Source organism: Streptomyces sp. NPDC058985, from assembly GCF_042740985.1.
Classification (GTDB): Bacteria; Actinomycetota; Actinomycetes; order Streptomycetales; family Streptomycetaceae; genus Streptomyces.
In genome coordinates, this window is the sequence record NZ_JBHYJX010000018.1 from 70199 (window position 1) to 96141 (window position 25943).

General features: G+C 73.4%; 18 protein-coding genes and 1 pseudogene. 9 read left to right on the plus strand and 10 right to left on the minus strand.

What is annotated here, in order from left to right; all coding sequences use genetic code 11:
* Positions 1 to 459: 459 nt before the first annotated feature.
* Together pepN and ACFW01_RS18210 are read right to left on the minus strand one after the other, a co-directional pair.
* The gene (gene pepN, locus ACFW01_RS18205; RefSeq protein ID WP_234953608.1) at positions 460 to 2958 is read right to left on the minus strand and encodes an aminopeptidase N; all 2499 of its coding nucleotides are present in this window, start codon (positions 2956 to 2958) and stop codon (positions 460 to 462) included.
* Between the two features lie 101 nt (positions 2959 to 3059).
* Positions 3060 to 3386, minus strand: coding sequence for a chorismate mutase (locus ACFW01_RS18210; RefSeq protein ID WP_376304285.1), 327 nt, complete (start codon positions 3384 to 3386; stop codon positions 3060 to 3062).
* A gap of 123 nt (positions 3387 to 3509) precedes the next feature.
* Here ACFW01_RS18210 and ACFW01_RS18215 point away from each other — a divergent pair, with 123 nt between their 5' ends.
* Positions 3510 to 4406: a hypothetical protein gene (locus ACFW01_RS18215; RefSeq protein WP_384504534.1), complete on the plus strand. Its 897-nt coding sequence runs from the start codon at positions 3510 to 3512 to the stop codon at positions 4404 to 4406.
* Between the two features lie 27 nt (positions 4407 to 4433).
* Positions 4434 to 5063, plus strand: a complete 630-nt coding sequence (locus ACFW01_RS18220) for an SIMPL domain-containing protein (RefSeq protein ID WP_384504537.1) — start codon at positions 4434 to 4436, stop codon at positions 5061 to 5063.
* 21 nt (positions 5064 to 5084) lie between these two features.
* Here ACFW01_RS18220 and ACFW01_RS18225 read toward each other — a convergent pair whose 3' ends face one another.
* A complete protein-coding gene (locus ACFW01_RS18225) occupies positions 5085 to 5807 on the minus strand; it encodes a VWA domain-containing protein (protein WP_234953620.1) in 723 nt (240 codons plus the stop codon).
* A 180-nt stretch (positions 5808 to 5987) separates the two neighbouring features.
* Here ACFW01_RS18225 and ACFW01_RS18230 point away from each other — a divergent pair, with 180 nt between their 5' ends.
* Positions 5988 to 6908, plus strand: coding sequence for a chitosanase (locus ACFW01_RS18230; RefSeq protein WP_384504541.1), 921 nt, complete (start codon positions 5988 to 5990; stop codon positions 6906 to 6908).
* Positions 6909 to 7009: 101 nt separating this feature from the next.
* Here the strand turns inward: ACFW01_RS18230 and ACFW01_RS18235 are convergent, their stop codons facing one another.
* The 3 genes from ACFW01_RS18235 to ACFW01_RS18245 all read right to left on the minus strand — a co-directional run bounded on the left by ACFW01_RS18235 (position 7010) and on the right by ACFW01_RS18245 (position 14173).
* Positions 7010 to 8473, minus strand: a complete 1464-nt coding sequence (locus tag ACFW01_RS18235) for a glutamate synthase subunit beta (RefSeq protein WP_234953626.1) — start codon at positions 8471 to 8473, stop codon at positions 7010 to 7012.
* Positions 8466 to 13067: a glutamate synthase large subunit gene (gene gltB, locus ACFW01_RS18240; protein ID WP_384504546.1), complete on the minus strand. Its 4602-nt coding sequence runs from the start codon at positions 13065 to 13067 to the stop codon at positions 8466 to 8468. Before gltB ends, ACFW01_RS18235 begins: the two co-directional genes overlap by 8 nt.
* Positions 13068 to 13441: 374 nt before the next feature.
* Positions 13442 to 14173, minus strand: a complete 732-nt coding sequence (locus tag ACFW01_RS18245; protein ID WP_234953631.1) for a VIT1/CCC1 transporter family protein — start codon at positions 14171 to 14173, stop codon at positions 13442 to 13444.
* A 234-nt stretch (positions 14174 to 14407) separates the two neighbouring features.
* Between ACFW01_RS18245 and ACFW01_RS18250 the strand changes: the two are divergent.
* From ACFW01_RS18250 to ACFW01_RS18275, 6 genes and pseudogenes are all read left to right on the plus strand, one after another.
* A pseudogene (locus tag ACFW01_RS18250) lies at positions 14408 to 15401 on the plus strand (ADP-ribosylglycohydrolase family protein); the annotation flags it as partial.
* Positions 15402 to 16008: 607 nt separating this feature from the next.
* A complete protein-coding gene (locus tag ACFW01_RS18255; protein ID WP_234954638.1) occupies positions 16009 to 17184 on the plus strand; it encodes an ADP-ribosylglycohydrolase family protein in 1176 nt (391 codons plus the stop codon).
* Positions 17181 to 18350: an ADP-ribosylglycohydrolase family protein gene (locus tag ACFW01_RS18260; RefSeq protein ID WP_384504549.1), complete on the plus strand. Its 1170-nt coding sequence runs from the start codon at positions 17181 to 17183 to the stop codon at positions 18348 to 18350. The genes ACFW01_RS18255 and ACFW01_RS18260 overlap by 4 nt, the downstream gene beginning before the upstream one ends.
* Positions 18350 to 19756, plus strand: coding sequence for an ADP-ribosylglycohydrolase family protein (locus tag ACFW01_RS18265; protein WP_384504552.1), 1407 nt, complete (start codon positions 18350 to 18352; stop codon positions 19754 to 19756). The genes ACFW01_RS18260 and ACFW01_RS18265 overlap by 1 nt, the downstream gene beginning before the upstream one ends.
* Positions 19738 to 20967 carry a CaiB/BaiF CoA transferase family protein gene (locus tag ACFW01_RS18270; RefSeq protein WP_384504555.1) on the plus strand — a complete coding sequence of 410 codons (1230 nt, stop codon included), beginning with the start codon at positions 19738 to 19740 and terminating at the stop codon, positions 20965 to 20967. Before ACFW01_RS18265 ends, ACFW01_RS18270 begins: the two co-directional genes overlap by 19 nt.
* Positions 20964 to 21788 carry a CoA ester lyase gene (locus ACFW01_RS18275; RefSeq protein WP_234953642.1) on the plus strand — a complete coding sequence of 275 codons (825 nt, stop codon included), beginning with the start codon at positions 20964 to 20966 and terminating at the stop codon, positions 21786 to 21788. Before ACFW01_RS18270 ends, ACFW01_RS18275 begins: the two co-directional genes overlap by 4 nt.
* A 61-nt stretch (positions 21789 to 21849) precedes the next feature.
* Here ACFW01_RS18275 and lgt read toward each other — a convergent pair whose 3' ends face one another.
* The 4 genes from lgt to trpB all read right to left on the minus strand — a co-directional run bounded on the left by lgt (position 21850) and on the right by trpB (position 25934).
* Positions 21850 to 22866, minus strand: coding sequence for a prolipoprotein diacylglyceryl transferase (lgt, locus tag ACFW01_RS18280; protein WP_384504559.1), 1017 nt, complete (start codon positions 22864 to 22866; stop codon positions 21850 to 21852).
* A gap of 109 nt (positions 22867 to 22975) precedes the next feature.
* Positions 22976 to 23749 (minus strand): DsbA family protein, encoded by a 774-nt coding sequence (locus ACFW01_RS18285; RefSeq protein WP_384504562.1) that lies wholly within the window; start codon positions 23747 to 23749, stop codon positions 22976 to 22978.
* Between the two features lie 86 nt (positions 23750 to 23835).
* The gene (gene trpA / locus ACFW01_RS18290; RefSeq protein ID WP_384504565.1) at positions 23836 to 24651 is read right to left on the minus strand and encodes a tryptophan synthase subunit alpha; all 816 of its coding nucleotides are present in this window, start codon (positions 24649 to 24651) and stop codon (positions 23836 to 23838) included.
* Positions 24648 to 25934 carry a tryptophan synthase subunit beta gene (trpB, locus tag ACFW01_RS18295; protein WP_384504568.1) on the minus strand — a complete coding sequence of 429 codons (1287 nt, stop codon included), beginning with the start codon at positions 25932 to 25934 and terminating at the stop codon, positions 24648 to 24650. The genes trpA and trpB overlap by 4 nt, the downstream gene beginning before the upstream one ends.
* Between the last annotated feature and the right edge of the window lie 9 nt (positions 25935 to 25943).

Below are 25943 nucleotides of genomic sequence, written 5' to 3' on the forward strand. Positions count from 1 at the left end.
GGACGGGCGGCGCCCTCGGTACGCACGAGCCCGACGGCACCCTCGGTGGGCGCGGGGCCACGGGCACGGGGCGTGCCGGCGCCCCGACGGGCGGCCTGAGCCGTCCTCCCGGCCGCCCCGGGGCACCGCACGGGGCCGCGGAACGGCGGGAGGCCGGCCGTCGGTCCGGTCGGCGGCACGGCGGAACGCGACGAGAGGCCACGGCGCGGTGGGTGGCCGGGTGGCGGGGCGGCGCGGCGCGGTGGGTGGCCGGGGGCGGGCGGGGGCCGCAGGGCATGGGTGCCGTGCGGGCCCGGGGTGCGGGATGGCGGGCCCATGGGCTGTCCTCCGGGCGCGGGGGCTGGGAGCTCCAGCTTGGACGCGAACGCGTGAGTACGCCCGGACAGCCCAACGATCACACCCGAAAGGGTGTACGCCCGCGGCCGGTTCCCCGGGGAGGGGAACCGGCCGCGGCGGGATTCAGCGCGCGTCCGCCTCCCGCACCCGCAACGCCCGGGCCAGGTCGTCCAGCTGGTCGGCGAGCTTGCGGCGCAGGGCGGGGATCGGGCCGTCGCCGGCGAGGCATTCCCGGCCGAGGCGCAGGTTGGCGTCGTCGACGGCGTGGCCGGGGAAGGCCCAGCGGCCGGCGGCGTCGGCGATGGCGGGGCCGCGGCGGGCGGCGACCGCGACCGCCTCGGCGTAGTAGCGCGGCACGTAGTCCCGCACCAGGTCGGCCTGTTCGGGCTGCCAGAAGCCCTGGGCGGTGGCGGTGAACAGGTAGTTGGAGAGGTCGTCGGTGGCGAACATGGCCTCCCAGGCCCGGCTCTTGGCCTCGGCGTCGGGCAGCGCGGCGCGGCAGCGGGCGGCGCCCTCCTGGCCGGTGGCGCTGGGGTCCCGGGCGAGTTCGGCGGCGATGGCCTCCTCGCCGGTGGCGCCGAGGACGGCGAGGCGGGTGAGGATGCGCCAGCGCAGCTCGGGGTCCAGCTCCGGGCCGCCGGGCACGGTGCCGTCGGCGAGCCAGGCGGCGATGGTGTCGGGGTGGGCGGCGGTGGCGATGCGGTGGCGTACAGCGATGAGGCGCAGCCCGGGGTGGTCGCCGTCCTCGGTGCGGCGGATGAGGTCGCGGCACAGCTCGGCGAGGGTGGACAGCGCGGCCGGCCGCCGCTCGGGCGTGACGTACCGGTCGGCGACCTGGCCGGCGGCGAAGGCGAGGACGCCGTCGACGAGGGCGAGGTCGGTCTCGTACGGGAGGTGGGCGCGGGCGATGTCCAGGTAGGTGCCGGCGGGGAGTTCGCCGTCGCGCACCGCGTCCCGCAGGGCGTTCCAGACGACGGCCCGGGTGAGCGGGTCGGGCAGTCCGGACAGGCCCTCGCGGACGGTCCGGAAGGACTCGGCGTCGAAGCGGACCTTGGCGTAGGTGAGGTCGCCGTCGTTGAGGACGACCAGGGCGGGCAGCTTGCCGATGGGCCGGGGTTCGGCCTGGGGCAGGTCGACGTCGAGGCGTTCGCGCAGGGTGAGGCGGCCCTCGTCGGTGAGGTCGCGGTCGTAGAGGCCGACGGCGACGCGGTGCGGGCGGCTGCCGGCCCGGTCGACGGCGAGCAGCCGGCCGCCGTTGTCGCCGGTGACGCGCGGGGTGAGGGTGTCGACGCCGGTGGTGCGCAGCCAGGCGTCGGCCCAGGCGTGGACGTCGCGGTCGGTGGCGGCGGCGAGGGAGTCGATGAAGTCGGCGAGGGCGGCGTTGCCGAACTTGTGGCGCTCGAAGTGGATGTTGATGCCGGCCAGGAAGTCCTTCTCGCCGAGCCAGGTGACGAGCTGGCGCAGGGCGGAGGCGCCCTTGGCGTAGGAGATGCCGTCGAAGTTGAGCAGGGCGGAGGCGGTGTCCTCGACGTTCTCCGGGGCGACGGGGTGGGTGGAGGGGCGCTGGTCAGCGTCGTAGCCCCAGGCCTTGCGGGTGACGCCGAAGTCGGTCCAGGTGTCGGCGAAGCGGGTGGCCTCGGCGGTGGTCTGGTAGCCCATGTACTCGGCGAAGGACTCGTTCAGCCAGATGTCGTCCCACCACCGGAGGGTGACGAGGTCGCCGAACCACATGTGGGCCATCTCGTGGGCGATGACCATGGCGCGGGTCTGCCGCTGCGTCTCGGTGACCGCGGACCGGAAGACGAACTCGTCGCGGAAGGTGACCAGTCCGGGGTTCTCCATGGCGCCGGCGTTGAACTCGGGGACGAACGCCTGGTCGTAGGAGTCGAAGGGGTAGGGCTCGGTGAACTTCTCGTGGTAGCGGTCGAAGCAGGCGCGGGTGACGTCGAGCAGTTCGCCGGCGTCGGCGTCGAGGTGGCGGGCGAGCGAGCGGCGGCAGTGGATGCCGAAGGGCAGGCCGCGGTGCTCGGTGCGCACGGAGTGCCAGGGGCCGGCGGCGACGGCGACGAGGTAGGTGGAGATCAGCGGGGTGGTGGCGGCCTTCCAGCGGCCGTCGCCCAGGTGCTCGGTGACGCCGTTGGCGAGCACGGTCCAGCCCTCGGGGGCGGTGACGGTGAGGTCGAAGACGGCCTTGAGGTCGGGCTGGTCGAAGGCGGCGAAGACGCGCTGCACGTCGTCCAGGAACAGCTGGGTGTAGACGTAGGTCTCGCCGTCGGCGGGGTCGGTGAAGCGGTGCATGCCCTCGCCGGTGCTGGAGTAGCGCATGGCCGCCTCGACGCGCAGCTCGTGCTCGCCCGGGGTGAGGGGCTTCAGGGCGAGCCTGTTGTCGTCCAGGGCGGCCGGGTCGAGGGGTTGTCCGTCCAGTGTGACGGTGCGCAGCTCGGCGGGCCTGACCTCGACGAAGGTGTCCGTGCTGTCCGTGTCGTCGCGGACGGTGAAGCGGATGACGGTGCGGGAGTCGAAGGTCTCGTCCCCACGGGTCAGATCGAGGTCGATCGCGTAGTGGTGGACGTCGAGGAGCCGGGAACGGGTCTGCGCTTCGTCGCGCGTCAGTACGGACATGAACGACATGCTGCCTGATGCCGTCGGCAGGGCACAGGGGCGGTTCGGTACGCGGAGAATGTCCGGCGCGCGCCCCGGCGGGCGGGGGCGCCGCCGCCGGGTCAGCCGGAGGCCGAGTTCTCCGCGATGCGCTCGTGGTGGTGGATCACCTCGGCGATGATGAAGTTCAGGAACTTCTCGGCGAACGCCGGGTCCAGCTTGGCGCTCTCGGCGAGGGCGCGCAGCCGGGCGATCTGCTTCGCCTCACGGGCCGGATCCCCGGGCGGCAGCTGGTGGCGGGCCTTGAGGTGGCCGACCTGCTGGGTGCACTTGAAGCGCTCGGCGAGCATGTGGACGACGGCCGCGTCGATGTTGTCGATGCTGTCCCGCAGCCGGGCCAGCTCCTCGCGAACGGCGGGGTCGACGGCATCCGTGTTGCTGGTGGTCATGGACGCCCACCCTACGGGCGTGGCGGCTGTCGCCGCAGACCGTCTCAGGCCCCGAACGACGTACAGTCGTCGTGAGGGTCCTCTCGGAGCGGACACGGGGTTCAGGCGTCTTGGGGGTCGGGCGTGGCGAACGGCGGACCGGTCGAGCACGGCTTCCCGCACCTGGCGACGGTGCGCGAGGCGGTCACCGCGCTGTACAGGCGGTTGTCGTACGACACCGTGCAGACGTTCTCCGCCAGTGTGGCCCCGGCCGACGTGGCGTTCAGCGACACCGACGACCTGTATCTGGGCACGCAGCGGGTGGCCCACGAGCTGGTGCGGCACTACCGGCTGCCCGACGCCCGGATGATCGTCTCCTTCCGCGAGATGACGCACGCGGCGAACGTGGAACTCACGGCGGGCCCCGAGTACTTCATCGAGCTGAACGACCGCTTCCGCACCCACCGCCGGGACATCGGCGCGGCCCTCGCGCACGAGGTGATGCACGTCTACCTGCACCGTCTCGACCTGTCCTTCCCCGGCACCCGGGACAACGAGATCCTCACCGACACCGCTACGACGTACCTGGGCGCCGGCTGGCTGCTGCTGGACGCCTACCGGGAGGACTCGGCGTCCTCGCAGAAGCTGGGCTACCTGACCCCGGAGGAGTTCGGGTACGTGCTGGCCAAGCGGGCGCTGGTGTTCGGCGAGGACCCGTCGGTGTGGTTCACCAGTCCGCAGGCGTACACGGCGTACGGCAAGGGCCTGCGGCGGGCCCGCCAGGACGAGCAGCAGCCGCCGCTCACCGCGGCCGGCTGGGCGGGCCGCCGCCGCTACGCACGGGACCGCCGCCACGCGCAGGACGCGCCCGTCGCGGGGCCGGCGGCGGACGTCCCCTACCGCTTCGCACCGCAGGAGCACGGACCGCTGCGCGTGTCGTTCCCCTGTCCGACCTGTCATCAGCGGATCAGGGTGCCGGTGCGCGGACGGGTGCGGGCCCGGTGCGGGCTGTGCAGGACGGTGCTGGAGTGCGACACCTAGGGGGTGGCGCGGTGCTTCAATGCCGGTATGACCAAAGCCATCGAAGAGCCCTGGGGGATCAGCGTGTCCGGTACGGGCACGGTGCGAACCGAACCCGGCCTCGCGCGGGTACAGCCGGCGGTGGACGTGCTGGAGCCGACACCGGAGCGCGCGTTCCAGCAGGCCGGGGCGGCCGTGTCGCGGCTGCGGGAGGTCCTGCGGCGGCACGGCGTACCGGACGCCGCGGTCTCGGGCTCCCGGCTCGGGCTCAGCTCGGAGTACGACGGTCACGGCGGTGGGCGGACGCTCCTCGGCTACCGGTGCCAGGCCTCGTACTCGGTGGAGACGCGGGCGCTGGACGGTCTCGAACAGCTGATCACGGACATGGTGGACGCGGGCGCTCACCGGATCGACGGCGTCGAGTTCGACGTGCTCGACAAGCAGGCGCTGCGGGACGAGGCACGGCGCCGGGCGGTGGCCGCCGCCCGGCGCAAGGCCCAGGTGTACGCGGAGGCGGCGGACGTGCGGCTGGGCCCGGTGCTGCACATCCAGGACGTGGAGGCGGAGCCCTTCGCCCACTTCCGCGCGGCCAAGGCCAGCGGCGGTTCAGGGGACCTGGCGCCGGGCACGGTGGAGGTGTCGGCGGAGGTCCTGCTGGGCTTCTCGCTGCGGCACTGACCGCGCGCCGCCGTCCGTCCGCTACGGCCGTACGATGCCCTGCGCGCGTGCCGCCACCAGCCACTTGGGGAACTCGCCCACCAGCCGGTCGTACAGCTCGGCGTCGGTCACCCGGCGCGGGTCGCGGCCCGCGTGGAAGAACCCGGCGTTGTCCACGACCCGCTTCTGCGGCACCGCCAGTTCGTCCAGCTTGCGCAGGTACTCGAACTGGCGGCTGCCCGGGTCGCCGAAGCCGACGAACTGCCAGAACAGCGGCAGCGGCGCCGCCTTGCACAGGTACCGTTCCGCCGCGAGCCGGTTGACCGGGCCGCCGTCGGTCTGGAAGACGACCAGGGCGGGGTGGCGGGCGCCGCTGTCCAGGTAGTGGTCGATGACGGCGTCCATGGCCAGGTGGTAGCTGGTCTTCCCCATGTGCCCGAGTCCGGTCACGATCCGCTCGATCCGCCCTTCGTGGTCGGCGAGCGCGATCTCGGTGACCGCGTCGACGTCCGTGGAGAAGAACACCACGGGCACGGTGCCGTCGTCGTCTAGGTGCGCGGAGAGTCCGAGCACCCGGTCGGCGAGCGCCTGCACACTGCCGTCCTTGTAGTACGGCTTCATCGACCCGGAATAGTCGACGACCAGGTACACCGCCGCCCTCTCCCCCTCCAGCCCGTGCTGGGTGAGCGACACCCCGGCGCTCTTGTACAGGTCGACCAGCGCGGGCGCCGTCTCCCGCACCTTGGTGAGACTGATCGCGGCCATCCGGACTCCCCCGTCACCTCTGACGTACGGCTAGTGGCTGCCGAGGTTACGGCACCGCGCACCCCGCCTCCCGGAGCGGTCACCGGCATTCGCTATTTTGTTCGCCGCCGTCCCCACCGGCGGTGACGGCCGTGATCCCGGCGCGCGGAGCGCCGTACCTACAGGCGGAGGTTTCCCGCGATGAGACGTGCCGGTGTGCTGCTTCTGGGGGCCGTTCCCGTGATCGCTGCGGGGGTGTACCTGGCGGTGCCGGCGGACCCGGAGGACACGGGCGGCACCGCGGACACCACGACCGCCACGGCCACGGCCACCGCCCCGTCGTCCCGCGAGGACGCCAAGGGCCGGGCCGAGCAGGAGCGGGCGGCGGACGACGCGCTGATCGCCGGCCTGCCGCCGGGGCTCGCCGCGCCCGCCAAGAAGGAGCTGGCCCAGCAGCTGGTGTCCAGCGCCGAGAACTCGACCACCCGGTGGCGCACCGCGTACGGCACCATCGAGGACCTCGGGGACGGGGACGGGTACACCGCGGGCATCATCGGTTTCTGCACCGGCACCCACGACCTGCTCACCCTGGTCGAGCGCTACACCGAGGCCCACCCGGACAACGGCCTGGCCGCGTACCTGCCCGCCCTGCGCGAGGTGGACGGCACCGACTCCCACGAGGGCCTGGACCCGGGCTTCACGGCGGCCTGGCGGGCGGAGGCGGAGGTTCCCGCGTTCCGCGAGGCCCAGGAGGCGGAGCGCGACCGCGTCTACTTCGAACCGGCGGTCCGCCTCGCCAAGCTGGACGGCCTCGGCACGCTGGGGCAGTTCGTCTACTACGACGCGATGGTCTTCCACGGCCCGGACACGGACGCCGAGGGCTTCTACGGACTGCGCGAGCGGGCCATGGCCGAGGCGAGGACGCCCGCGCGGGGCGGCTCCGAGAGGGACTACCTGGGGGCCTTCCTGGACGTCCGCCGCGAGGCCATGGAGGCCAAGCGCCCCGGCATCGACACCTCCCGCGTCGACACCGCCCAGCGCCGGTTCCTGGCGGCCGGGAACCTGACGCTTCAGACGCCGCTGGAGTGGGAGGTGTACGGGGACGCCTACCGGGCGCCCTGACCCATGCGACGGCGCCTGCCCATGGTCCGGTCGGGGACGGGGCAGGCGCCATCAGTGTTCCGCACGCCTTTGTGCGGGACGTTCTTCGGTTGTTCCGTCCGTCAGACCACGAGTGCGCGGTCCGTCGGGCGGATCGGGGCCGGCAGATCGCTGGCCCCGGCCAGGAAGCGGTCGGCGCCGCGGGCGGCCGAGCGGCCCTCGGCGATCGCCCAGACGATGAGGGACTGCCCGCGGCCGGCGTCACCGGCGACGAACACACCCGGCACGTTGGTCTGGAAGTCCGCGTCCCGGGCGATGTTACCGCGCTCGTCCAGGTCCAGGCCGAACTGGTCGACCAGGCCGTTCTCCCGGTCGGGGCCGGTGAAGCCCATGGCGAGGGTGACCAGCTGGGCGGGGATCTTGCGCTCGGTGCCCGGCTTCGGGGTGAGCTTGCCGTCGATGAACTCGACCTCGCTCATGTGCAGCCACTGGACGTTGCCGTCCTCGTCGCCCTCGAAGTGGGTGGTGGAGACGGCGTAGACCCGCTCGCCGCCCTCCTCGTGGGCGCTGGTGACCTTGTACAGCATCGGGAAGGTCGGCCACGGCTGGCGCACCGCGTCCCGCTCCTCGCCCGGCCGGGGCATGATCTCCAGCTGGGTGACGGAGGCCGCGCCCTGGCGGTGGGCGGTGCCCACGCAGTCGGCGCCGGTGTCGCCGCCGCCGATGACGACGACGTGCTTGCCCTCGGCCGAGATCGGCGGGGCGACGTAGTCGCCCTCCTGGACCTTGTTGGCCAGCGGCAGGTACTCCATGGCCTGGTGGATGCCGTTCAGCTCGCGGCCGGGGACGGGCAGGTCGCGGGCGGTGGTGGAGCCGACGGCGATGACGACGGCGTCGTAGCGCTTCTTCAGGTCGCCGGCCTTCAGGTCGCGGCCGATCTCGACACCGGTGCGGAAGCGGGTGCCCTCCGCGCGCATCTGCTCTATGCGGCGGTTGATGTGCCGCTTCTCCATCTTGAACTCGGGGATCCCGTACCGGAGGAGACCTCCGACGCGGTCCGCGCGCTCGTAGACGGCGACCGTGTGACCGGCCCGGGTGAGCTGCTGGGCCGCGGCCAGGCCGGCCGGGCCCGAACCGATGACGGCGACGGTCTTGCCGGACAGGCGCTCCGGGATCTGCGGGGCGACGTCCCCGGTCTCCCACGCCTTGTCGATGATGGAGACCTCGACGTTCTTGATGGTGACCGCCGGCTGGTTGATGCCGAGCACGCACGCGGCCTCGCACGGAGCCGGGCACAGGCGGCCGGTGAACTCCGGGAAGTTGTTGGTGGCGTGCAGCCGCTCGGACGCGGCCGACCAGTCCTCGCGGTAGGCGTAGTCGTTCCACTCGGGGATCAGGTTCCCGAGCGGGCAGCCGTTGTGGCAGAACGGGATGCCGCAGTCCATGCAGCGGCTGGCCTGCTTGCTGATGATCGGCAGCAGGGAGCCGGGGACGTAGACCTCGTTCCAGTCCTTGACGCGTTCCTCGACCGGCCGGGACTTGGCGACTTCGCGGCCGTGGTTGAGAAAGCCCTTGGGGTCAGCCATTGGTCGCCGCCTCCATCATCTTCTCGGTGATCTCGGTCTCGGAGAGACCGGCTCGCTCGGCGGCGTCCTTGGCGGCGAGCACTGCCTGGTACGTGCTGGGGATGATCTTGCTGAACCGCTCCACCGCGGCGGACCAGTCCGCGAGCAGCTTCTCGGCGACCGTGGACCCGGTCTCCTCGGCGTGCCGGCGCACCACGTCGTGCAGCCAGTCCCGGTCGGCGTCGTCCAGGGCCTGTACGGCGCCGACGTTGCCGGCGTTGACGTTGTCGGGGTCGAGGTCGATGACGTAGGCGATGCCGCCGGACATGCCGGCCGCGAAGTTGCGCCCGGTCTCGCCGAGGACGACCGCGTGACCGCCGGTCATGTACTCGCAGCCGTGGTCGCCGACGCCCTCGGAGACGACCAGCGCGCCGGAGTTGCGGACGCAGAAGCGCTCGCCGACCTTGCCGCGCAGGAACATCTCGCCGCCGGTGGCACCGTAGCCGATGGTGTTGCCGGCGATGGTGGAGTACTCGGCGAGGTGGTCGGCGCCCCGGTCCGGACGGACGACGATCCGGCCGCCGGAGAGGCCCTTGCCGACGTAGTCGTTGGCGTCGCCCTCCAGGCGCAGCGTGATGCCGCGCGGGACGAAGGCACCGAAGGACTGGCCGGCGGAGCCGGTGAAGGTGATGTCGACGGTGTCGTCGGGCAGGCCCGCGCCGCCGAACTTCTTCGTCACCTCGTGGCCGAGCATGGTGCCGACCGTGCGGTTGATGTTGCGGATCGCGACCTGGGCGCGCACCGGGGCGGCCTGGGTGGCGTCCGACGCGGACAGCGCGTCCGAGGCGAGCTTGATCAGCTGGTTGTCGAGCGCCTTCTCCAGGCCGTGGTCCTGTCCGGTGGCCTGGTGGCGCACGGCGCCCTCGGCCAGCGCGGGCACGTGGAAGAGCGGCTCCAGGTCGAGGCCCTGCGCCTTCCAGTGGTTGACGGCGCGGGTGACATCGAGGGTCTCGGCGTGGCCGACGGCCTCCTCGATGGAGCGGAAGCCCAGCTCCGCGAGGATCTCGCGGACCTCTTCGGCGATGAACTGGAAGAAGTTCACCACGTACTCGGCCTTGCCGGAGTACCGGTCGCGCAGCACCGGGTTCTGGGTGGCGATGCCGACCGGGCAGGTGTCCAGGTGGCAGACGCGCATCATGACGCAGCCGGAGACGACGAGCGGCGCGGTCGCGAAACCGAACTCCTCGGCGCCGAGCAGCGCGGCGATGACGACGTCCCGGCCGGTCTTCAGCTGGCCGTCGGTCTGCACGACGATGCGGTCGCGCAGGCCGTTGAGCAGCAGCGTCTGCTGGGTCTCGGCGAGCCCCAGCTCCCAGGGGCCGCCGGCGTGCTTCAGCGAGGTGAGCGGCGAGGCGCCCGTGCCGCCGTCGTGGCCGGAGATGAGGACGACGTCCGCGTGCGCCTTCGACACACCCGCCGCGACCGTGCCGACGCCGACCTCGGAGACCAGCTTGACGTGAATCCGCGCCTGCGGGTTCGCGTTCTTGAGGTCGTGGATCAGCTGGGCGAGGTCCTCGATGGAGTAGATGTCGTGGTGCGGCGGCGGCGAGATCAGGCCGACGCCGGGGGTGCTGTGCCGGGTCTTGGCGACCCAGGGGTACACCTTGTGGCCGGGCAGCTGGCCGCCCTCGCCGGGCTTGGCGCCCTGGGCCATCTTGATCTGGATGTCGTCCGCGTTGACCAGGTACTCGCTGGTGACGCCGAAGCGGCCGGAGGCGACCTGCTTGATCGAGGAACGGCGTGCCGGGTCGTACAGGCGCTCCGGGTCCTCGCCGCCCTCACCGGTGTTGGACTTGCCGCCCAGCTGGTTCATGGCGATGGCGAGGGTCTCGTGCGCCTCCTGGGAGATGGAGCCGTACGACATGGCGCCGGTGGAGAAGCGCTTGACGATCTCGGAGACGGGCTCGACCTCGTCGACGGGGATCGGCGCCCGGTCGGACGTGAACCCGAACATGCCGCGCAGCGTCATCAGGCGCTCGGACTGCTCGTTCACACGCTCGGTGTACTGCTTGAAGATGTCGTACTTGCCGGAGCGCGTGGCGTGCTGGAGGCGGAAGACGGTCTCCGGGTCGAACAGGTGCGGCTCGCCCTCGCGGCGCCACTGGTACTCGCCACCGATCTCCAGGGCGCGGTGCGCGGGCGCGATGCCGCTGGCCGGGTACGCCTTGGCGTGGCGGGCGGCGACCTCCTTGGCGACGACGTCGATGCCGACGCCGCCGATCTTGGTGGCGGTGCCGTTGAAGTACTTGGCGACGAACTCCTCGTCGAGCCCGACGGCCTCGAAGACCTGGGCGCCGCGGTAGGAGGCGACGGTGGAGATGCCCATCTTGGACATGACCTTGAGGACGCCCTTGCCGAGGGCGTAGATCAGGTTCCGGATGGCCTGGTCGGGCTCGCCGTCGTCGCTCTGCAGGAAGGTGCCCGCGCGGACCAGGTCCTCGACGGACTCCATCGCCAGGTACGGGTTGACGGCGGCGGCGCCGAAGCCGATGAGCAGGGCGACGTGGTGGACCTCGCGGACGTCGCCGGCCTCGACCAGCAGGCCCACCTCGGTGCGCTGCTTGGTGCGGATGAGGTGGTGGTGGACGGCCGCGGTGAGCAGCAGCGAGGGGATCGGCGCGTGCTCGGCGTCCGAGTGCCGGTCGGAGAGGACGATCAGCCGGGCGCCGTTCTCGATCGCGGCGTCGGTCTCGGCGCAGATCTCCTCTATGCGGGCGGCGAGTGAGTCGCCGCCGCCGTGCACCCGGTAGAGACCGGAGAGGGTCGCGGCCTTGAAGCCGGGCATGTCGCCGTCGGCGTTGATGTGGATGAGCTTGGCCAGCTCGTCGTTGTCGATCACCGGGAAGGGCAGCAGGACGCTGCGGCAGGAGGCCGCCGTCGGGTCGAGGAGGTTGCCCTGCGGGCCCAGCGAGGAGCGCAGCGAGGTGACCAGTTCCTCGCGGATGGCGTCCAGCGGCGGGTTGGTGACCTGCGCGAAGAGCTGGGTGAAGTAGTCGAAGAGCAGCCGGGGGCGCTCGGACAGCGCGGCGATGGGCGAGTCGGTGCCCATGGAGCCGATCGGCTCGGCGCCGGTCTTGGCCATCGGCGCGACGAGGACGCGCAGCTCCTCCTCGGTGTAGCCGAAGGTCTGCTGGCGGCGGGTGACCGAGGCGTGGGTGTGCACGATGTGCTCGCGCTCGGGCAGGTCGGACAGCTCGATCTCGCCGGCCTCGATCCACTCGGCGTACGGCTTCTCCGCCGCGAGCTGGGCCTTGATCTCGTCGTCCTCGATGATGCGGTGCTCGGCGGTGTCCACGAGGAACATGCGGCCGGGCTGGAGGCGGCCCTTGCGGACGACCTTCGCGGGGTCGATGTCGAGGACGCCGACCTCGGAGCCGAGGACGACGAGGCCGTCGTCGGTGACCCAGTAGCGGCCGGGGCGCAGGCCGTTGCGGTCGAGCACGGCGCCGACCTGGGTGCCGTCGGTGAAGGTGACGCAGGCGGGGCCGTCCCAGGGCTCCATCATCGTGGAGTGGAACTGGTAGAAGGCGCGCCGGTCCGGGTTCATGGAGTCGTGGTTCTCCCACGCCTCCGGGATCATCATCAGCACGGAGTGCGGCAGCGAGCGTCCGCCGAGGTGCAGCAGTTCCAGGACCTCGTCGAAGGAGGCGGAGTCCGAGGCGTCCGGCGTGCAGACCGGGAAGATCCGCTCCAGGTCCGAGGACGAGCCGAACAGGTCGGAGGCGAGCTGGGACTCGCGGGCGCGCATCCAGTTGCGGTTGCCCTTGACCGTGTTGATCTCGCCGTTGTGCGCGACGAAGCGGTACGGGTGGGCGAGCGGCCAGCTCGGGAAGGTGTTGGTGGAGAACCGGGAGTGCACCAGCGCGATCGCGGAGGCGAAGCGGCGGTCGGACAGGTCCGGGAAGAACGGCTCCAGCTGGCCGGTGGTCAGCATGCCCTTGTAGACGATGGTCCGCGCGGACAGCGACGGGAAGTAGACGCCGGCCTCGCGCTCGGCGCGCTTGCGCAGCGCGAAGGCGTGGCGGTCGAGGGCGATGCCCTGCGAGGCGCCGTCCGTCACGAAGATCTGGCGGAAGACCGGCATGGTCGAGCGGGCGGTGGCGCCGAGCATCTGCGGGGCGACCGGCACCTCGCGCCAGCCGAGGACGGTGAGGCCCTCCTCGCCCGCGATCGTCTCGATCCGCGACACGGCGTCCTCGGTGCCGTCCCCCGGCAGGAAGGCGATGCCGACGGCGTACGACCCGGCCTCGGGCAGCTCGAATCCGGCCACCTCACGGAAGAACGCGTCCGGCACCTGGGAGAGGATGCCCGCGCCGTCGCCCGAGTCGGGCTCGGAACCGGTGGCGCCGCGGTGCTCCAGGTTGCGCAGCACGGTGAGTGCCTGGTCGACCAGGGTGTGCGATGCCTCGCCGGTGAGAGTGGCGACGAAACCGACGCCGCAGGCGTCGTGCTCGTTGCGGGGGTCGTACATACCCTGGGCAGCAGGGCGAGCATCCATGAAGGACCAGTTCTGGCCACTCGCGGAATGCTGGGACGGCTGGCGCGGCGTACGCATCGGCTCTCCCGTCGTCGTCATCTGGCATGTGCAGGTGCCGAGGGACGACGTTGGCCCTCTGCGGTGTCGGTGCAAAATTTGGTGCAGGTTACATGATGGAGTGGTTCTCGGTAAACGGGACAATCCATTCCAACATGCGGACACCGGGGGCTGCGGCGGGGATACCGCGCCCGGCGGTGAAAGCTATGGAGGACCGAAGCGCACAGGTCGGTGTCCGTCGGCCCGAAGGCGTGGAATGAGCGTCGTCGCTCGCCCCACGGGTGCGCGGCCGGCCTCATTGCCCACAGCGCTTACGGCTCATGCCCGGAGATTACGTACTCGAAACCAGCGAGTAACGGCTACTTATGCGGCCCCTCGCATAAGTTCGAGCCGGGCTATCCTACGGCCGTTCCGAACAGAGTGCCCAGGACGTACGTCACACCGGCCGCCGCACCGCCGAGCGCGAGCTGCCGCAGTCCGCTGTACCACCAGCTGCGCGCCGTCACCTTGGCCACCACCGCGCCGCACAGGAAGAGTCCGGCCAGCGCGAGCAGCACCGCGGGCCACAGCGCGGAGGCGCCGAGCAGGTACGGCAGCACGGGCAGCGCGGCGCCCAGCGCGAAGGAACCGAAGGACGACACGGCGGCGACGGTGGGCGAGGGCAGGTCGGAGGGGTCGATGCCCAGCTCCTCGCGGGCGTGTATCTCCAGCGCCTGCTCGGGGTCGCTGGACAGCTGCCGGGCCACCTCGCGCGCCAGCCGCGGTTCGACGCCACGGGCCTCGTAGAGCGCGGCCAGCTCGGCCTCCTCGTCCTTCGGGTGCTTTCGCAGCTCCCGGCGCTCCACGTCCAGCTCGGCCTCGACCAGCTCGCGCTGCGAGGCGACGGAGGTGTACTCGCCGGCGGCCATGGAGAAGGCGCCGGCGGCCAGACCGGCCATTCCCGTCAGTACGACGGTCTGCTGGCTCACCGCGCCGCCGGCGACGCCGGTCATCAGGGCGAGGTTGGAGACCAGGCCGTCCATCGCGCCGAAGACCGCGGGGCGCAGCCAGCCGCCGTTCACGTCGCGGTGGGTGTGGTTGTCGCGGTGCGCCTCGTGCAGCGGCGCCTCGGTCTCGATGATGGCCATGAGGGATCCCCCGGAGAGCTAGTTTGGATCGGTTCTACTTTTTAACAACACCCAATCTACGCCGATCATTTCCGCCCCGCCAGCAAGGAAAGGCTGGGCTTACCTGCGGCTTTACCTCTCCGCGCTCATTCGTGATCTTGCCCGCACAGATGTCGACCGGGTGACGCTGAGGCCCGTGAGGCTGCGGTGCGCACCGCACCGGGGACAGATACGCGGAGGGAGAGGAGAGGCCGCATGGCATCCACCGCCTGCATTCCCCCGGTCCCCGCGCCCCAAGGCGCCGTCGGACTCCGCGAACGGGCCCGGGGCGCGCTGCTCGGACTGGCCGTCGGGGACGCCCTCGGGGCGCCGGCCGAGAACATGAAGCCCTCGGAGATCCGCGCCCGGTGGGGCCGCATCACGGGATACGTGGCCGACCGGCCGGCCGGCACCGACGACACCGAGTACGCGATCTTCTCCGGCCTGCTGCTCGCCCGGTACGGCGCCGCGCTCACCCCGGTGCACGTGGAGACCGCCTGGCACGAGTGGATCGCGGACCGGGAGGAGGGCCCGTTCCGGGGCGCGGGCTTCAGCGAACGCGGCACCCTGGAGAACCTCCGCCGGGGGCTGGCCGCCCCGATCTCCGCCCAGCACCGCCACGCCTGGAGCGACGGCCTCGCCATGCGTGCGGCCCCCCACGGCGTGTTCGCGGCCGGCCGCCCCGCCGAGGCGGCCCGGCTGGTCGCGATCGACGGCTCGGTCAGCCACGACGGCGAGGGCATCTACGGCGGCCAGGCGGTGGCGGCGGGGGTCGCGGCGGCGATGGCGGGGGCGGCGCCGGTCGCGGTCGTGGCCTCCGCGCTGGCCGTCGTGCCGGACGACTCCTGGACCGCCCGCTGTCTGCGCCGCGCGATGACGGCGGCGCATCGCGGCGAACGCGCGGTCCGCTCCGCCGTGGTCATCGGCGGCTACCCGTGGACCGACCTGGCACCCGAGGCGGTCGCCCTCGCCTTCGGCGCGTACGCGGCGGCGGACGGCGACTTCACGGACGCGGTGCTGACGGCCGTCAACATGGGGCGCGACGCCGACACCACGGCCGCGGTGGCGGGCGCGCTGGCCGGCGCCACCCACGGTGCCGCCGCCATCCCGCCCGCCTGGGCCGCGGCCATCGGCCCCGCCCGCGGCACCTGCCTGCCGGCGATCGCCGGCCACCACGTCCTGGAGGTGGCGGACCTGCTGACGGGCGCGGCGGAGGAGGTACGGCGGGCAGTGCGAGACCCGGAACGGGTCCCCCCGGGACGCGAGGAGCCGGCGCACCCGTCCCACGGCCCCCGCACCCCGCTCCCACCCGGCGACCGGCCCCCACCGGACCCCGGCCCGTACACCCCCGCGCCGACCGCCCAGACACCGAACGCCCCCCGCCCCGGAAAAGCCGCACAGCACACGAGCCCCCACAGCTCACCCCCGCCCGCCGACACCCAGCCCCCCGGCGACCGGCCCCCACCGGACCTCCGCCCGTACACCCCCGCGCCGGCCGCCCACACACCGAACACACCCCGCCCCGGAAAAGCCGCACAGCACACGAGCCCCCACAACCCGCCCCCACCGCCTGACACCCCGCCCCCCGGCGACCGGTCGTCCCCGGAGCCCGTCACGGACCCGCCCCCGCGGGGCGGCCAAGCCGCCGGCGTACCCCGGACCCCGCCAGCCGCACCGCTCACACACCCGCCCGACCAGGGCACCCTCGTGCCCGAGGCGGGGGCGGAGGTGTGGCCGTGAGCGGGGTCCGGCCCGGCGTGGGGGCGACGGGTACCACCGCGTACGTCGAGGCGCCCGGGGAGTCGGCGCCCGCCGGGATGGGACAGCGCCCCGCGCCCGAGGCCGCGGTCCCCCGCGCGGTGCCGGGCCGCGACCGGGTCGAGGGGCTGCTCCTCGGTCTGGCCGCGGGGGACGCGGCCGGCTGGCCCGCCGCCCGGCACCGGGCCGCCCGGATGCCGGAGTGGACGCGCCGCCTCACCCGCGAGCTGGACACCTTCGCCGAGCAGAACGCGACCACCACCCTCCCCGTCCCCATCGCCCTGAACCAGCCCCCCGAGCCGCTGCGCCTCGGCCCCTCGGACGACGCCGAGTGGGCGGCGTTCGCGGCCGAGGCGCTGCTGCGGGCCGGCGACGACAGCGTGCTCGGGGACCTGAGCCGGGACCGGAGGATTCGGGCGGCGATCGACCTGACCTGGAACGCCGTCGCCAGCGAGGTGGCCGCGGCGACGGAACGCGCCCCGGAGGCCGAGTCGGCCGTGCTGCCGCTGCGCGCCCGCATCTCGGTGCGGGCGGGGCTCGGCAATCTCGCCGCGGGGCTGCGCCCGCCCGCCACCGGCCACGACAACCCGCACTTCTTCGACGACGCGGCCTGCGTCCGGGCCTGCGTACTCGCCGTCGCCCACCCGGGCGACCCGCGCCTCGCGGCGGACCTCGCCGAGTTCGACGCCCGCTACACCCAGGACGGCGACGGCGTGCACGGCGCGCGGGCGATGGCGGCGGCGCTGGCCCGCGCCCTCACCGGCGCCGACGTGGACACCTGTGTGGCGGCCGCCCTCGCCGAACTCCCCGAGGGGACGGAGATCGGCCGCAACGCCCGCCAGGCACTGGCCCTGGCGGCGGACGCCGAGAGCACCTTCGCCCTCGTCCCGCTCCTCGAGCACCAGATCGTCGACCACGTCTACAGCTACGGCATCGCCGCCGCCGAGACCGTCCCGGTCGCCCTCGCCCTGGCCACCGCCGCCCGGGGCGTCCTCGCCGAGGCGGTCCCGGCGGCGGCCTGTCTGTCCCGGGTCGCGGACTCCGCCCCCGCGCTGGCGGGCGCCCTCACCGGCGCGCTGGGCGGCGGCACCTCGGTGCCCGCGTCCTGGCGGGACACCTGCCGCACCCTCCCCGGCTGCGTACTGCCCAGGCTCACCGGCACCGATCTCGTCGAACTCGCCGGCCTCCTGCACGCCACGCAGCCGGCCCGACCCGAAGGAGGACGCACGACATGACAGCCCGCACCCCTCGCTCCGGCCCCGGCCCGGCGACCCTGGAGGAGCGCGTCACCGGCGCCCTCGTCGGCGCGGCCGTCGGCGACGCGCTCGGCGGCCCGGTCGAGGGCTACTCCCCCGAGCAGATCCTCGAACGCCACGGCGGCCGGATCCACGGCGTCGTCGGCCCCTGGAACGGCGACGACTGGCGCACCGCCCGCCCTCTCGCGCCGTACCACAAGGGCGACGGCCACGTCACCGACGACACCTTGATGACCCACGCGCTGGTCCGGGTGTACGGCACGGTCCGCGACCACCTCGACGCCTACGCGGTCGCCGAGCACCTGGTCCCGGACCTGATGACGCACCCCCGCTGGATCCCGGAGCTGGAGACCGAGGCGCTCCCGCTCCAGCGGATCTTCCTGGCGGAGAAGTGGCTGGTGGCGCGGATCCACTACGGCCACGTGGACCCGCGCGAGGCGGGCACCGGCAACATCGTCAACTGCGGTGCCGCGATGTACATGGCGCCGGTCGGCCTGGTCAACGCCGCCCACCCGGCGGGGGCGTACGCCGAGGCCCTGGACGTCGCGGGCGCGCACCAGTCGTCGTACGGCAGGGAGGCGGCCGGTGTCTTCGCGGCCGCGGTGGCCGCGGCCTGCGCGCCGGGCGCGACGCCGGACTCGGTGGTGACCGCCTGTCTGGCCCTGGCCAAGGACGGCACGCGGGCCGCGATCGAGGCGGTCTGCGACGTGGCCGCGCGCTACTCGGACTTCGAGTCGGCGCTGGCCCCGCTGCGGGAGGCGGTCACCCCGTACGACACGGTGGGCCCGGACTACCGCGCGCCCTCGCTGGGCGCCCGCCGCCCGTCCCGGCTGCACGCGATCGAGGAGCTGCCCGTCGCCCTCGGCATGCTCCTCGTCTCCGGCGGCGACTGCCGGCACGCGGTGCTCGGCGCGGTCAACTACGGCCGTGACTGCGACTCCATCGCCACGATGGCGGGCGCGCTGGCCGGAGCGCTGGGTTCACCGGTCCCCGAGGAGTGGGCCAAGCGGGTCGCGGAGGCCAGCCGCCTCGACCTGTGGGAGCCGGCCGCGACGCTGAGCGCGGTCGCCCGGGAGGTCTTCGAGCGGGACCTGGTGCGGCGCCGCGAGCACGAGCGGGCGTTCGGCGCGATCGGGGGTCCGTGATGCTGCGGCTGACCTGGGTGCAGCCCGAGGACCTGATCGGCCACGAGCTGCGCCAGGCCGCCCTGGAGGGCCGCGACGCGTCGGCGGTCGCCGCCCGCTGGGAGGCGGCGGGCGGCGACCCGGCCCCCGACCGCGCGGGCGCGTCCCCCCGGCCCGCCTCCCGGGGCCTCAGGCTCCTGGCGGAGGAGCTGCTGGACGACCTGGCCGGGCTGGCGAACCCGACCGCCGCCGCGGAACCGACCGACCTCGACCGGATCCGGGACCTTTGCCCCGACTGGCCCGCACCGGCCGCCCCGCAGGCCCCGTCCGTGTCCCCGGCGCCGAACCCGTCCGTGTCCGCGGCCCGGCTGGAGGCCGCCTGGCTGGGCCGGGCCGCCGGCTGCCTGCTCGGCAAACCCGTCGAGAAGCTCCCGCTGACCGGCATCCGCCGCATCGGCCGCGCCACCGGCAACTGGCCTCCGACCGGCTACTTCACCGCCCGGGGCCTCCCCGCGGACCTCGCGGCCGCCCACCCCTGGAACCGCCGCTCCGCCGCCACCTCCCTCGCCGAGAACATCGACGGGATGCCCGAGGACGACGACCTCAACTACCCGCTCCTCAACCTCCTGCTCCTCCAGCGTCACGGCAGGAACTTCAGCACCGCCGACGTGGCCCGCGTGTGGCTCGACGAGCTGCCCGCCGGCCGCACCTTCACCGCCGAGCGCGTCGCCTACCGCAACCTGCTCTCCGGCCTGGAACCGCCCGCCACCGCCCGCCACCGCAACCCCTTCCGCGAGTGGATCGGCGCCCTGATCCGCGCCGACGTGCACGGCTGGACCAACCCCGGCGACCCGGCCGCCGCGGCCGAGCAGGCCCACCGCGACGCCGCCCTGACCCACACCGCGAGCGGCGTCCACGCGGCCATGTTCGCCGCCGCCGTCATCGCCACCGCCGCCACCGGCACCCACGACGTGCACACCTGCCTGCGCACCGGCCTCGCGGTCGTGCCGCCCGGCTCCCGGCTGTCCGCGGCCGTGCGCCACGCCGTCCGCCTCGCCCAGGCGCACGCCGACTTCGACACGGTCGTGGACGCGTTGCACGCCCGCCACTCCCCCACCCACCACTGGGTGCACGCCGTGCCCAACACGGCCTTGATCGCCGCCGCCCTCACCCACGCGGACGGCGACTTCACCGGCTCGGTCTCCCGCGCGGTCTCCGGGGGGTGGGACACCGACTCCAACGGCGCCACCGTCGGCGGCGTCGCCGGACTCCTCGCCGGCTCCCCCGCCGCCCTGCCCGAGCACTGGACGGGCCCGCTGAAGAACCGCCTGGCCACGTCGGTCGGCGACTTCGACGGCACCGGCTTCGACACCCTCGCCCACCTCACCCACCGGGAGGCCACCCGCCCATGTCCCAGCCCGCCGTGAACGCCCCCGACTCCGCCACCGCCGTCCCCGCTCCGCTCACCGGTCTGCGGGTGCTCGACCTCGCCACCCTCTTCGCGGGCCCGCTCGCCGCGACCATGCTCGGCGACTTCGGCGCCGAGGTGGTCAAGGTCGAACACCCCTCCCGGCCCGACCCGTCCCGGGGCCACGGCCCGTCCAAGGACGGCATCGGCCTGTGGTGGAAGATCCTGGGCCGCAACAAGCGCACGATCACCCTGGACCTGTCGAAGCCCGCCGGGCGCACCACCCTGCTGCGCCTCGCCTCGACCGCGGACGTCGTCATCGAGAACTTCCGTCCCGGCACGCTGGAGAAGTGGGACCTGGGCTGGGACGAGCTGTCCGCCGTCAACCCCCGCCTGGTCCTCACCCGGGTCACCGGCTTCGGCCAGTTCGGCCCGTACGCGCGCCGCCCCGGATTCGGCACCCTCGCCGAGGCCATGAGCGGCTTCGCCGCGATGACCGGCGAACCGGACGCCCCGCCGACGCTGCCGCCGTTCGGGCTCGCCGACTCGATCGCCGCGCTGGCGACGTCGTACGCCGTGATGACGGCGCTGGCCGCGCGCGAGCACACCGGCGAGGGGCAGGTCGTCGACATGGCGATCATCGAGCCGATCCTCACCGTCCTGGGCCCGCAGCCCACCTGGTACGACCAGCTCGGCCACGTCCAGCCGCGCACCGGCAACCGCTCGCAGAACAACGCCCCGCGCAACACCTACCGCACCGCCGACGGCACCTGGGTCGCCGTGTCCACCTCGGCCCAGTCGGTCGCCGAGCGGGTGATGCGCCTGGTGGGCCGGCCGGAGCTGATCGACGAGCCCTGGTTCGCGTCCGGCGCCGACCGGGCCCGCCACGCCGACGTCCTGGACACGGCGGTCGGCGACTGGATCGCCCGGCACGGCCGCGCCGACGTGCTCGCCGCCTTCGAGAAGGCCGAGGCGGCCGTGGCGCCGGTCCAGGACGTGCGGGACGTGATGACCGACCCCCAGTACCAGGCGCTCGACACCGTCACCACCGTCGACGATCCCGAGCTGGGCCCACTGCGCATGCAGAACGTCCTCTTCCGGCTCTCCGCGACCCCGGGCGCCATCCGCTGGGCGGGCCGTCCGCACGGCGCGGACACGGAGGAGGTGCTGACCGAGCTGGGGCTGACCCCGGCGGACGTGAAAGAGCTGCGTGAGGAGGGCGTCGTATGACCGCACCCCCGCTGACCTGGCTGTACGCGCCCGGGGACCGGCCCCGGGTGGTCGCCAAGGCGCTGGCCGCCGGGGCCGACGTCGTGGTGGTCGACCTGGAGGACGCGGTCGCCCCGGACCGCAAGGAGTACGCCCGCGAGGCCACCGCGGAACTGCTCACCGAGCCGCAGCCGGTGCCGGTGCACGTCCGCGTCAACGCCCTGGACGGTCCGCTGGCCGCCGCGGACCTGGGGGCGCTGGCCCCGCTGCCGGGACTGTCCGGCCTGCGGCTGCCCAAGGTGACGTCCCCCGAGCAGATCACCGGCGTGGCGGCGGCCACCGGCGGGCCGCCCCTGTACGCGCTGCTGGAGACCGCCCTGGGCGTGGAGCGGGCGTACCCGATCGCCGCGGCCCATCCGGCGCTGCGCGGCATCGCCCTCGGCGAGGCGGACCTCCGGGCCGATCTGGGCGTGCACGGGGACACCGGCCTCGACTGGTCGCGCGCCCGGGTGGTGGTGGCCGCGCGGGCGGCCGGCCTGGCGCCGCCGTCGCAGACCGTGCATCCGGACACCCGGGACCTGGAGGGCCTGGCGGCGTCCTGCGCGCACGGCCGCGCCCTGGGGTTCCTCGGCCGCGCCGCGATCCACCCCCGCCAGTTGCCGATCATCGAGCGGGCGTACCTGCCGACCGAGCGGGAGCTGGAGGAGGCGGAGACGATCGTCAAGGCGGCCAGCGTCCAGCCGGGCGCGCAGGCGCTGCCGGACGGCCGGTTCGTCGACGCGGCGGTGGTGGCGACGGCCCGGCGCACCCTGTCGCTGGCCCGGCGGCCCGTCCTGTCCTGACACGCGCCGAGGGCGCCCGGTGGAGATCCGGGCGCCCTCGTGGATGTCCTGCGGCGGGCCGTCAGCCCTTCTTGGCGGAGTCGGCGCCGTCCTTCACGTCCCGCGCGTCGTCCGCGTCGCCGGCCGCATCGTCCGGAGACTTGGCGTCGCCCTCCGTGGCACCGGACCCGGCGTCCTCGTCGGTGGTGTCCGCGTCCGCCTTGGCGTCGTCCCCGGCGGAGCCTTCGGATCCCTCGGCACCGTCGGTGCCGTCGGACGGCCCGGCACCCGGCTCGACCACGGCCTCCCGGCCCGGACGCGACCGCGCCGAGAGCACCATGTAGACCACGGCGAGCACGAAGACGAGCAACGCGGTCCAGTTGTTGAGCCGCAGGCCGAGGATGTGGTGGGCGTCGTCGACGCGCATGTACTCGATCCAGAACCGGCCCGCGCAGTAGGCGGCGACGTACAGGGCGAACGCCCGGCCGTGGCCCAGCTTGAAGCGGCGGTCGGCCCAGATGACGAGCGCGGCGACACCGATGCACCACAGCGACTCGTACAGGAACGTCGGGTGGTAGGTGCCCGGGACCCGCCCGTCGGCCGTCGAGGTGATCTCCACGGCCCACGGCAGGTCGGTCGCCTTGCCGTACAGCTCCTGGTTGAACCAGTTGCCCCAGCGGCCGATGGCCTGCGCGAGGGCGATGCCGGGGGCGACGGCGTCGGCGTACGCGGGCATCGGGATGCCCCGGCGGCGGGCGCCGATCCAGGCGCCCAGCGCGCCGAACGCGATCGCGCCCCAGATGCCGAGGCCGCCCTCCCAGATCTTGAAGGCGTCGACCCAGTCACGGCCCTCGCTGAAGTACAGCTGGTAGTCCGTGATCACGTGGTAGAGCCGGCCGCCGATCAGGCCGAAGGGCACGGCCCAGACCGCGATGTCGGCCACCGTGCCCGGCCGCCCGCCCCGGGCGATCCAGCGGCGGTTGCCGAGCCAGACGGCAACGAAGACACCGATGATGATGCAGAACGCGTAGCCGCGCAGCGGGATGGGACCGAGGTGCAGCACCCCGCGCGACGGGCTGGGAATGAAGGCAAGTTCCATGGCAGGGTCGACGCTACCGTGTCGGACGGGAGGCGCGGCGGGCAGCCCGGCTACGGGTCCGTAACGAGCGCGCCGATCACGGCGCCGCGCCTGCCCACCGCCGCCCGCCCTACGTGTTGGCGTCCTCCACCATCTGCTTCAGCTTGGCCGGGGTCATCGACTGGTCCTGGTAGATGTTCGTGCCGTCGAGGAGCACGGTCGGGGTGCCGCTGAAGCCGCCGTTCTGGAAGGCCGTGTTGGACTTCTCCACCCAGCTGTTGTGCCGGCCGTTCTTCACGCACTCCTGGAACGGGGTGGTGTCGAGGCCGTCGACCTTGCCGGCCAGGTCGATCAGCCGGTCCTCGTCGGCGAAGGCGTCGTCGCTCTCGGGCGGCTGGTCGGTGAACAGCACGTCGTGGTACTGGGGGAACTTCCCGGCGTCCTGGGCGCAGGCGGCGGCATTGGCGGCCTTGCGGGAGCCGGTGCCGCCCATGTTGCCGTCGATGATGGTCGCCAGGTGGTACTCGACCTTGAGCTGTCCGGACTCGGTCAGCTCGTGGATGGTGTCGCGGTACGCCAGCTCGAAGCCCTTGCAGGCCGGGCAGCGGAAGTCCTCCCAGACGGTGAGCGTCGACTTGGCGCCGTCCTCACCGACGGGGATCGCGAGGCCGTCCTTGCCCTGCGCGCCCGAGGGCGCCACGACCGGCCCGGCCGAGTCGCTGCCGTCGTCCTTGCCCGCGTTCGCCGCGACGACGCCGATCACCGCCGCGAGCCCCAGGACGCAGACCACGCTCGCGCCGACGATCAGCGCGCGGCGGCGCTTGTCCCTGGACCTGTGCTTCTCGCGCTCGGCCGCCAGCTTCTCCCGGGCGGTGCGCTTTCCCTGTCGGTTCTTCTCGCTCACACCCCGCAGAACGAACCGGGGAGGCGCAGCGCGCCTCCCCGGTCGAAGGTCCACCCGTACGAGGGACCCCGGTCACCTGCCCGTCGTCACGCCTGTCCGCGCACGCCCTTCGCGAGGTCGGCGGCGAGGGCGCGGACGCCCTCCAGGCCGGCCGCGTCGTCAGGGGCGTCCAGCATGCGCTTGACGAACGCCGAGCCGACGATCACGCCGTCGGCGAAGCCGGCCACCTCGGCGGCCTGCGCGGCGTTGGAGACGCCGAGTCCGACGCAGACCGGGATGCCGGTGGTGGCGCGGGTGCGCCGCACCAGGTCCTCGGCCTGCGCGCCGACCGACTCACGGGTGCCGGTGACGCCCATGAGGGAGGCGGCGTAGACGAAGCCGCTGCCGGCCGCGGTGATCTCGGCGAGCCGCGCGTCCTTGCTGCTGGGCGCGACCACGAAGACGGTGGCGAGCCCGTGCTTCTCCGCGTGCTCCCTCCACAGCGCCGACTCCTGGACCGGCAGGTCGGGCAGGATGCACCCGGCGCCCCCGGCCTCGGCCAGCTCGGCGGTGAACCGCTCGACGCCGTAGCGGTCGATGGGGTTCCAGTACGTCATGACGAGGATCGGCTTGCCGGTGGCGGCGTGGGCCTCCCGGACCGTGCGCATCACGTCGGCGATGCGGACGCCGCCCTTGAGGGCGATGTCGTCGGCGGTCTGGATGACCGGGCCGTCGAGCACCGGGTCGCTGTGCGGCAGACCCACCTCGACGACGTCGGCGCCGCCGTCGAGCGCGGCCTTGACCGCCTCGATGCCGCCGTCGACGGTGGGGAACCCGGCCGGGAGGTAGGCGATGAGGGCGGCGCGGCCCTCGGACCTGGCCCCGGCGAGGGTGTCGTTCAGCAGCTGTACGTTCCCGCTCACTTGGCGTCCCCCTCGATCTCCGCGGTGGTGCCGGTCTCGTCGGCGGCGACCTCGGCGTCCGTGTCGTACAGCCCGAAGTAGCGGGCGGCGGTGTCCATGTCCTTGTCGCCGCGGCCGGACAGGTTGACGACGATCAGCCCGTCCTTGCCCAGCTCCTTGCCGACCTCCAGGGCGCCGGCCAGCGCGTGGGCGCTCTCGATGGCCGGGATGATGCCCTCGGTGCGCGACAGCAGGCGCAGGGCCTGCATGGCGGCGTCGTCGGTGACCGCGCGGTACTCGCCGCGGCCGGAGTCCTTGAGGTAGGAGTGCTCGGGTCCGATGCCCGGGTAGTCCAGACCGGCCGAGATCGAGTACGGCTCGGTGATCTGGCCCTCGTCGTCCTGGAGGACGTAGGAGCGGGAGCCGTGCAGGATGCCGGGTTCGCCCGCGGTCAGGGTGGCCGCGTGCTCGCCGGTCTCCACGCCGTGCCCGGCGGGCTCGCAGCCGATGAGGCGGACGTCCGCGTCGGGGATGAAGGCGTGGAAGAGGCCGATGGCGTTGGAGCCGCCGCCGACGCAGGCGATCGCGGCGTCGGGGAGGCGTCCGGCCTGCTCCAGCAGCTGGCGGCGGGCCTCGACGCCGATGACGCGGTGGAAGTCGCGCACCATCGCCGGGAAGGGGTGCGGTCCGGCGACGGTGCCGAAGAGGTAGTGCGTGTGGTCGACGTTGGCGACCCAGTCGCGGAACGCCTCGTTGATGGCGTCCTTCAGGGTGCGGCTGCCGGACTTCACGGCGATGACCTCGGCGCCGAGCATGCGCATGCGGGCCACGTTCAGGGCCTGGCGCTGGGTGTCGATCTCGCCCATGTAGATGGTGCAGTCGAGGCCGAAGAGGGCACAGGCCGTCGCCGTCGCCACGCCGTGCTGACCGGCGCCGGTCTCCGCGATCACGCGGGTCTTGCCCATGCGCTTGGTGAGCAGGGCCTGGCCCAGCACGTTGTTGATCTTGTGGGAGCCGGTGTGGTTCAGGTCCTCGCGCTTGAGGAAGACGCGGGCGCCTGAGGCGTGCTCGGCGAACCGGGGTACTTCGGTGAGGGAGCTGGGGCGGCCGGTGTAGTGGACGAGGAGGTCGTCCAGTTCGCGGGCGAACTCCGGGTCGGACTTGGCCTTGTCGTACTCGACGGCCACCTCGTCGACGGCGGCGACGAGGGCCTCGGGGATGAACTTGCCGCCGAAGGTACCGAAGTAGCCCTCGACGGTGGGGACTTGACCCTCCGGGTCGGGGATGAAGAAGTTGCTGGGCATGCGTGAACC

What these genes read in the sequence shown, in the direction of transcription:
- ACFW01_RS18225 (WP_234953620.1), bottom strand. Translation starts at nt 5,807, where the DNA reads ATGGCCGCGATCAGTCTCACCAAGGTGCGGGAGACGGCGCCCGCGCTG.
- lgt (WP_384504559.1), bottom strand. Translation starts at nt 22,866, where the DNA reads ATGGAACTTGCCTTCATTCCCAGCCCGTCGCGCGGGGTGCTGCACCTC.
- ACFW01_RS18220 (WP_384504537.1), top strand. Translation starts at nt 4,434, where the DNA reads ATGACCAAAGCCATCGAAGAGCCCTGGGGGATCAGCGTGTCCGGTACG.
- ACFW01_RS18270 (WP_384504555.1), top strand. Translation starts at nt 19,738, where the DNA reads ATGTCCCAGCCCGCCGTGAACGCCCCCGACTCCGCCACCGCCGTCCCC.
- pepN (WP_234953608.1), bottom strand. Translation starts at nt 2,958, where the DNA reads ATGTCCGTACTGACGCGCGACGAAGCGCAGACCCGTTCCCGGCTCCTC.
- trpB (WP_384504568.1), bottom strand. Translation starts at nt 25,934, where the DNA reads ATGCCCAGCAACTTCTTCATCCCCGACCCGGAGGGTCAAGTCCCCACC.
- ACFW01_RS18255 (WP_234954638.1), top strand. Translation starts at nt 16,009, where the DNA reads ATGGGACAGCGCCCCGCGCCCGAGGCCGCGGTCCCCCGCGCGGTGCCG.
- ACFW01_RS18230 (WP_384504541.1), top strand. Translation starts at nt 5,988, where the DNA reads ATGAGACGTGCCGGTGTGCTGCTTCTGGGGGCCGTTCCCGTGATCGCT.
- ACFW01_RS18235 (WP_234953626.1), bottom strand. Translation starts at nt 8,473, where the DNA reads ATGGCTGACCCCAAGGGCTTTCTCAACCACGGCCGCGAAGTCGCCAAG.
- ACFW01_RS18265 (WP_384504552.1), top strand. Translation starts at nt 18,350, where the DNA reads ATGCTGCGGCTGACCTGGGTGCAGCCCGAGGACCTGATCGGCCACGAG.
- gltB (WP_384504546.1), bottom strand. Translation starts at nt 13,067, where the DNA reads ATGCGTACGCCGCGCCAGCCGTCCCAGCATTCCGCGAGTGGCCAGAAC.
- ACFW01_RS18260 (WP_384504549.1), top strand. Translation starts at nt 17,181, where the DNA reads ATGACAGCCCGCACCCCTCGCTCCGGCCCCGGCCCGGCGACCCTGGAG.
- ACFW01_RS18245 (WP_234953631.1), bottom strand. Translation starts at nt 14,173, where the DNA reads ATGGCCATCATCGAGACCGAGGCGCCGCTGCACGAGGCGCACCGCGAC.
- ACFW01_RS18210 (WP_376304285.1), bottom strand. Translation starts at nt 3,386, where the DNA reads ATGACCACCAGCAACACGGATGCCGTCGACCCCGCCGTTCGCGAGGAG.
- ACFW01_RS18275 (WP_234953642.1), top strand. Translation starts at nt 20,964, where the DNA reads ATGACCGCACCCCCGCTGACCTGGCTGTACGCGCCCGGGGACCGGCCC.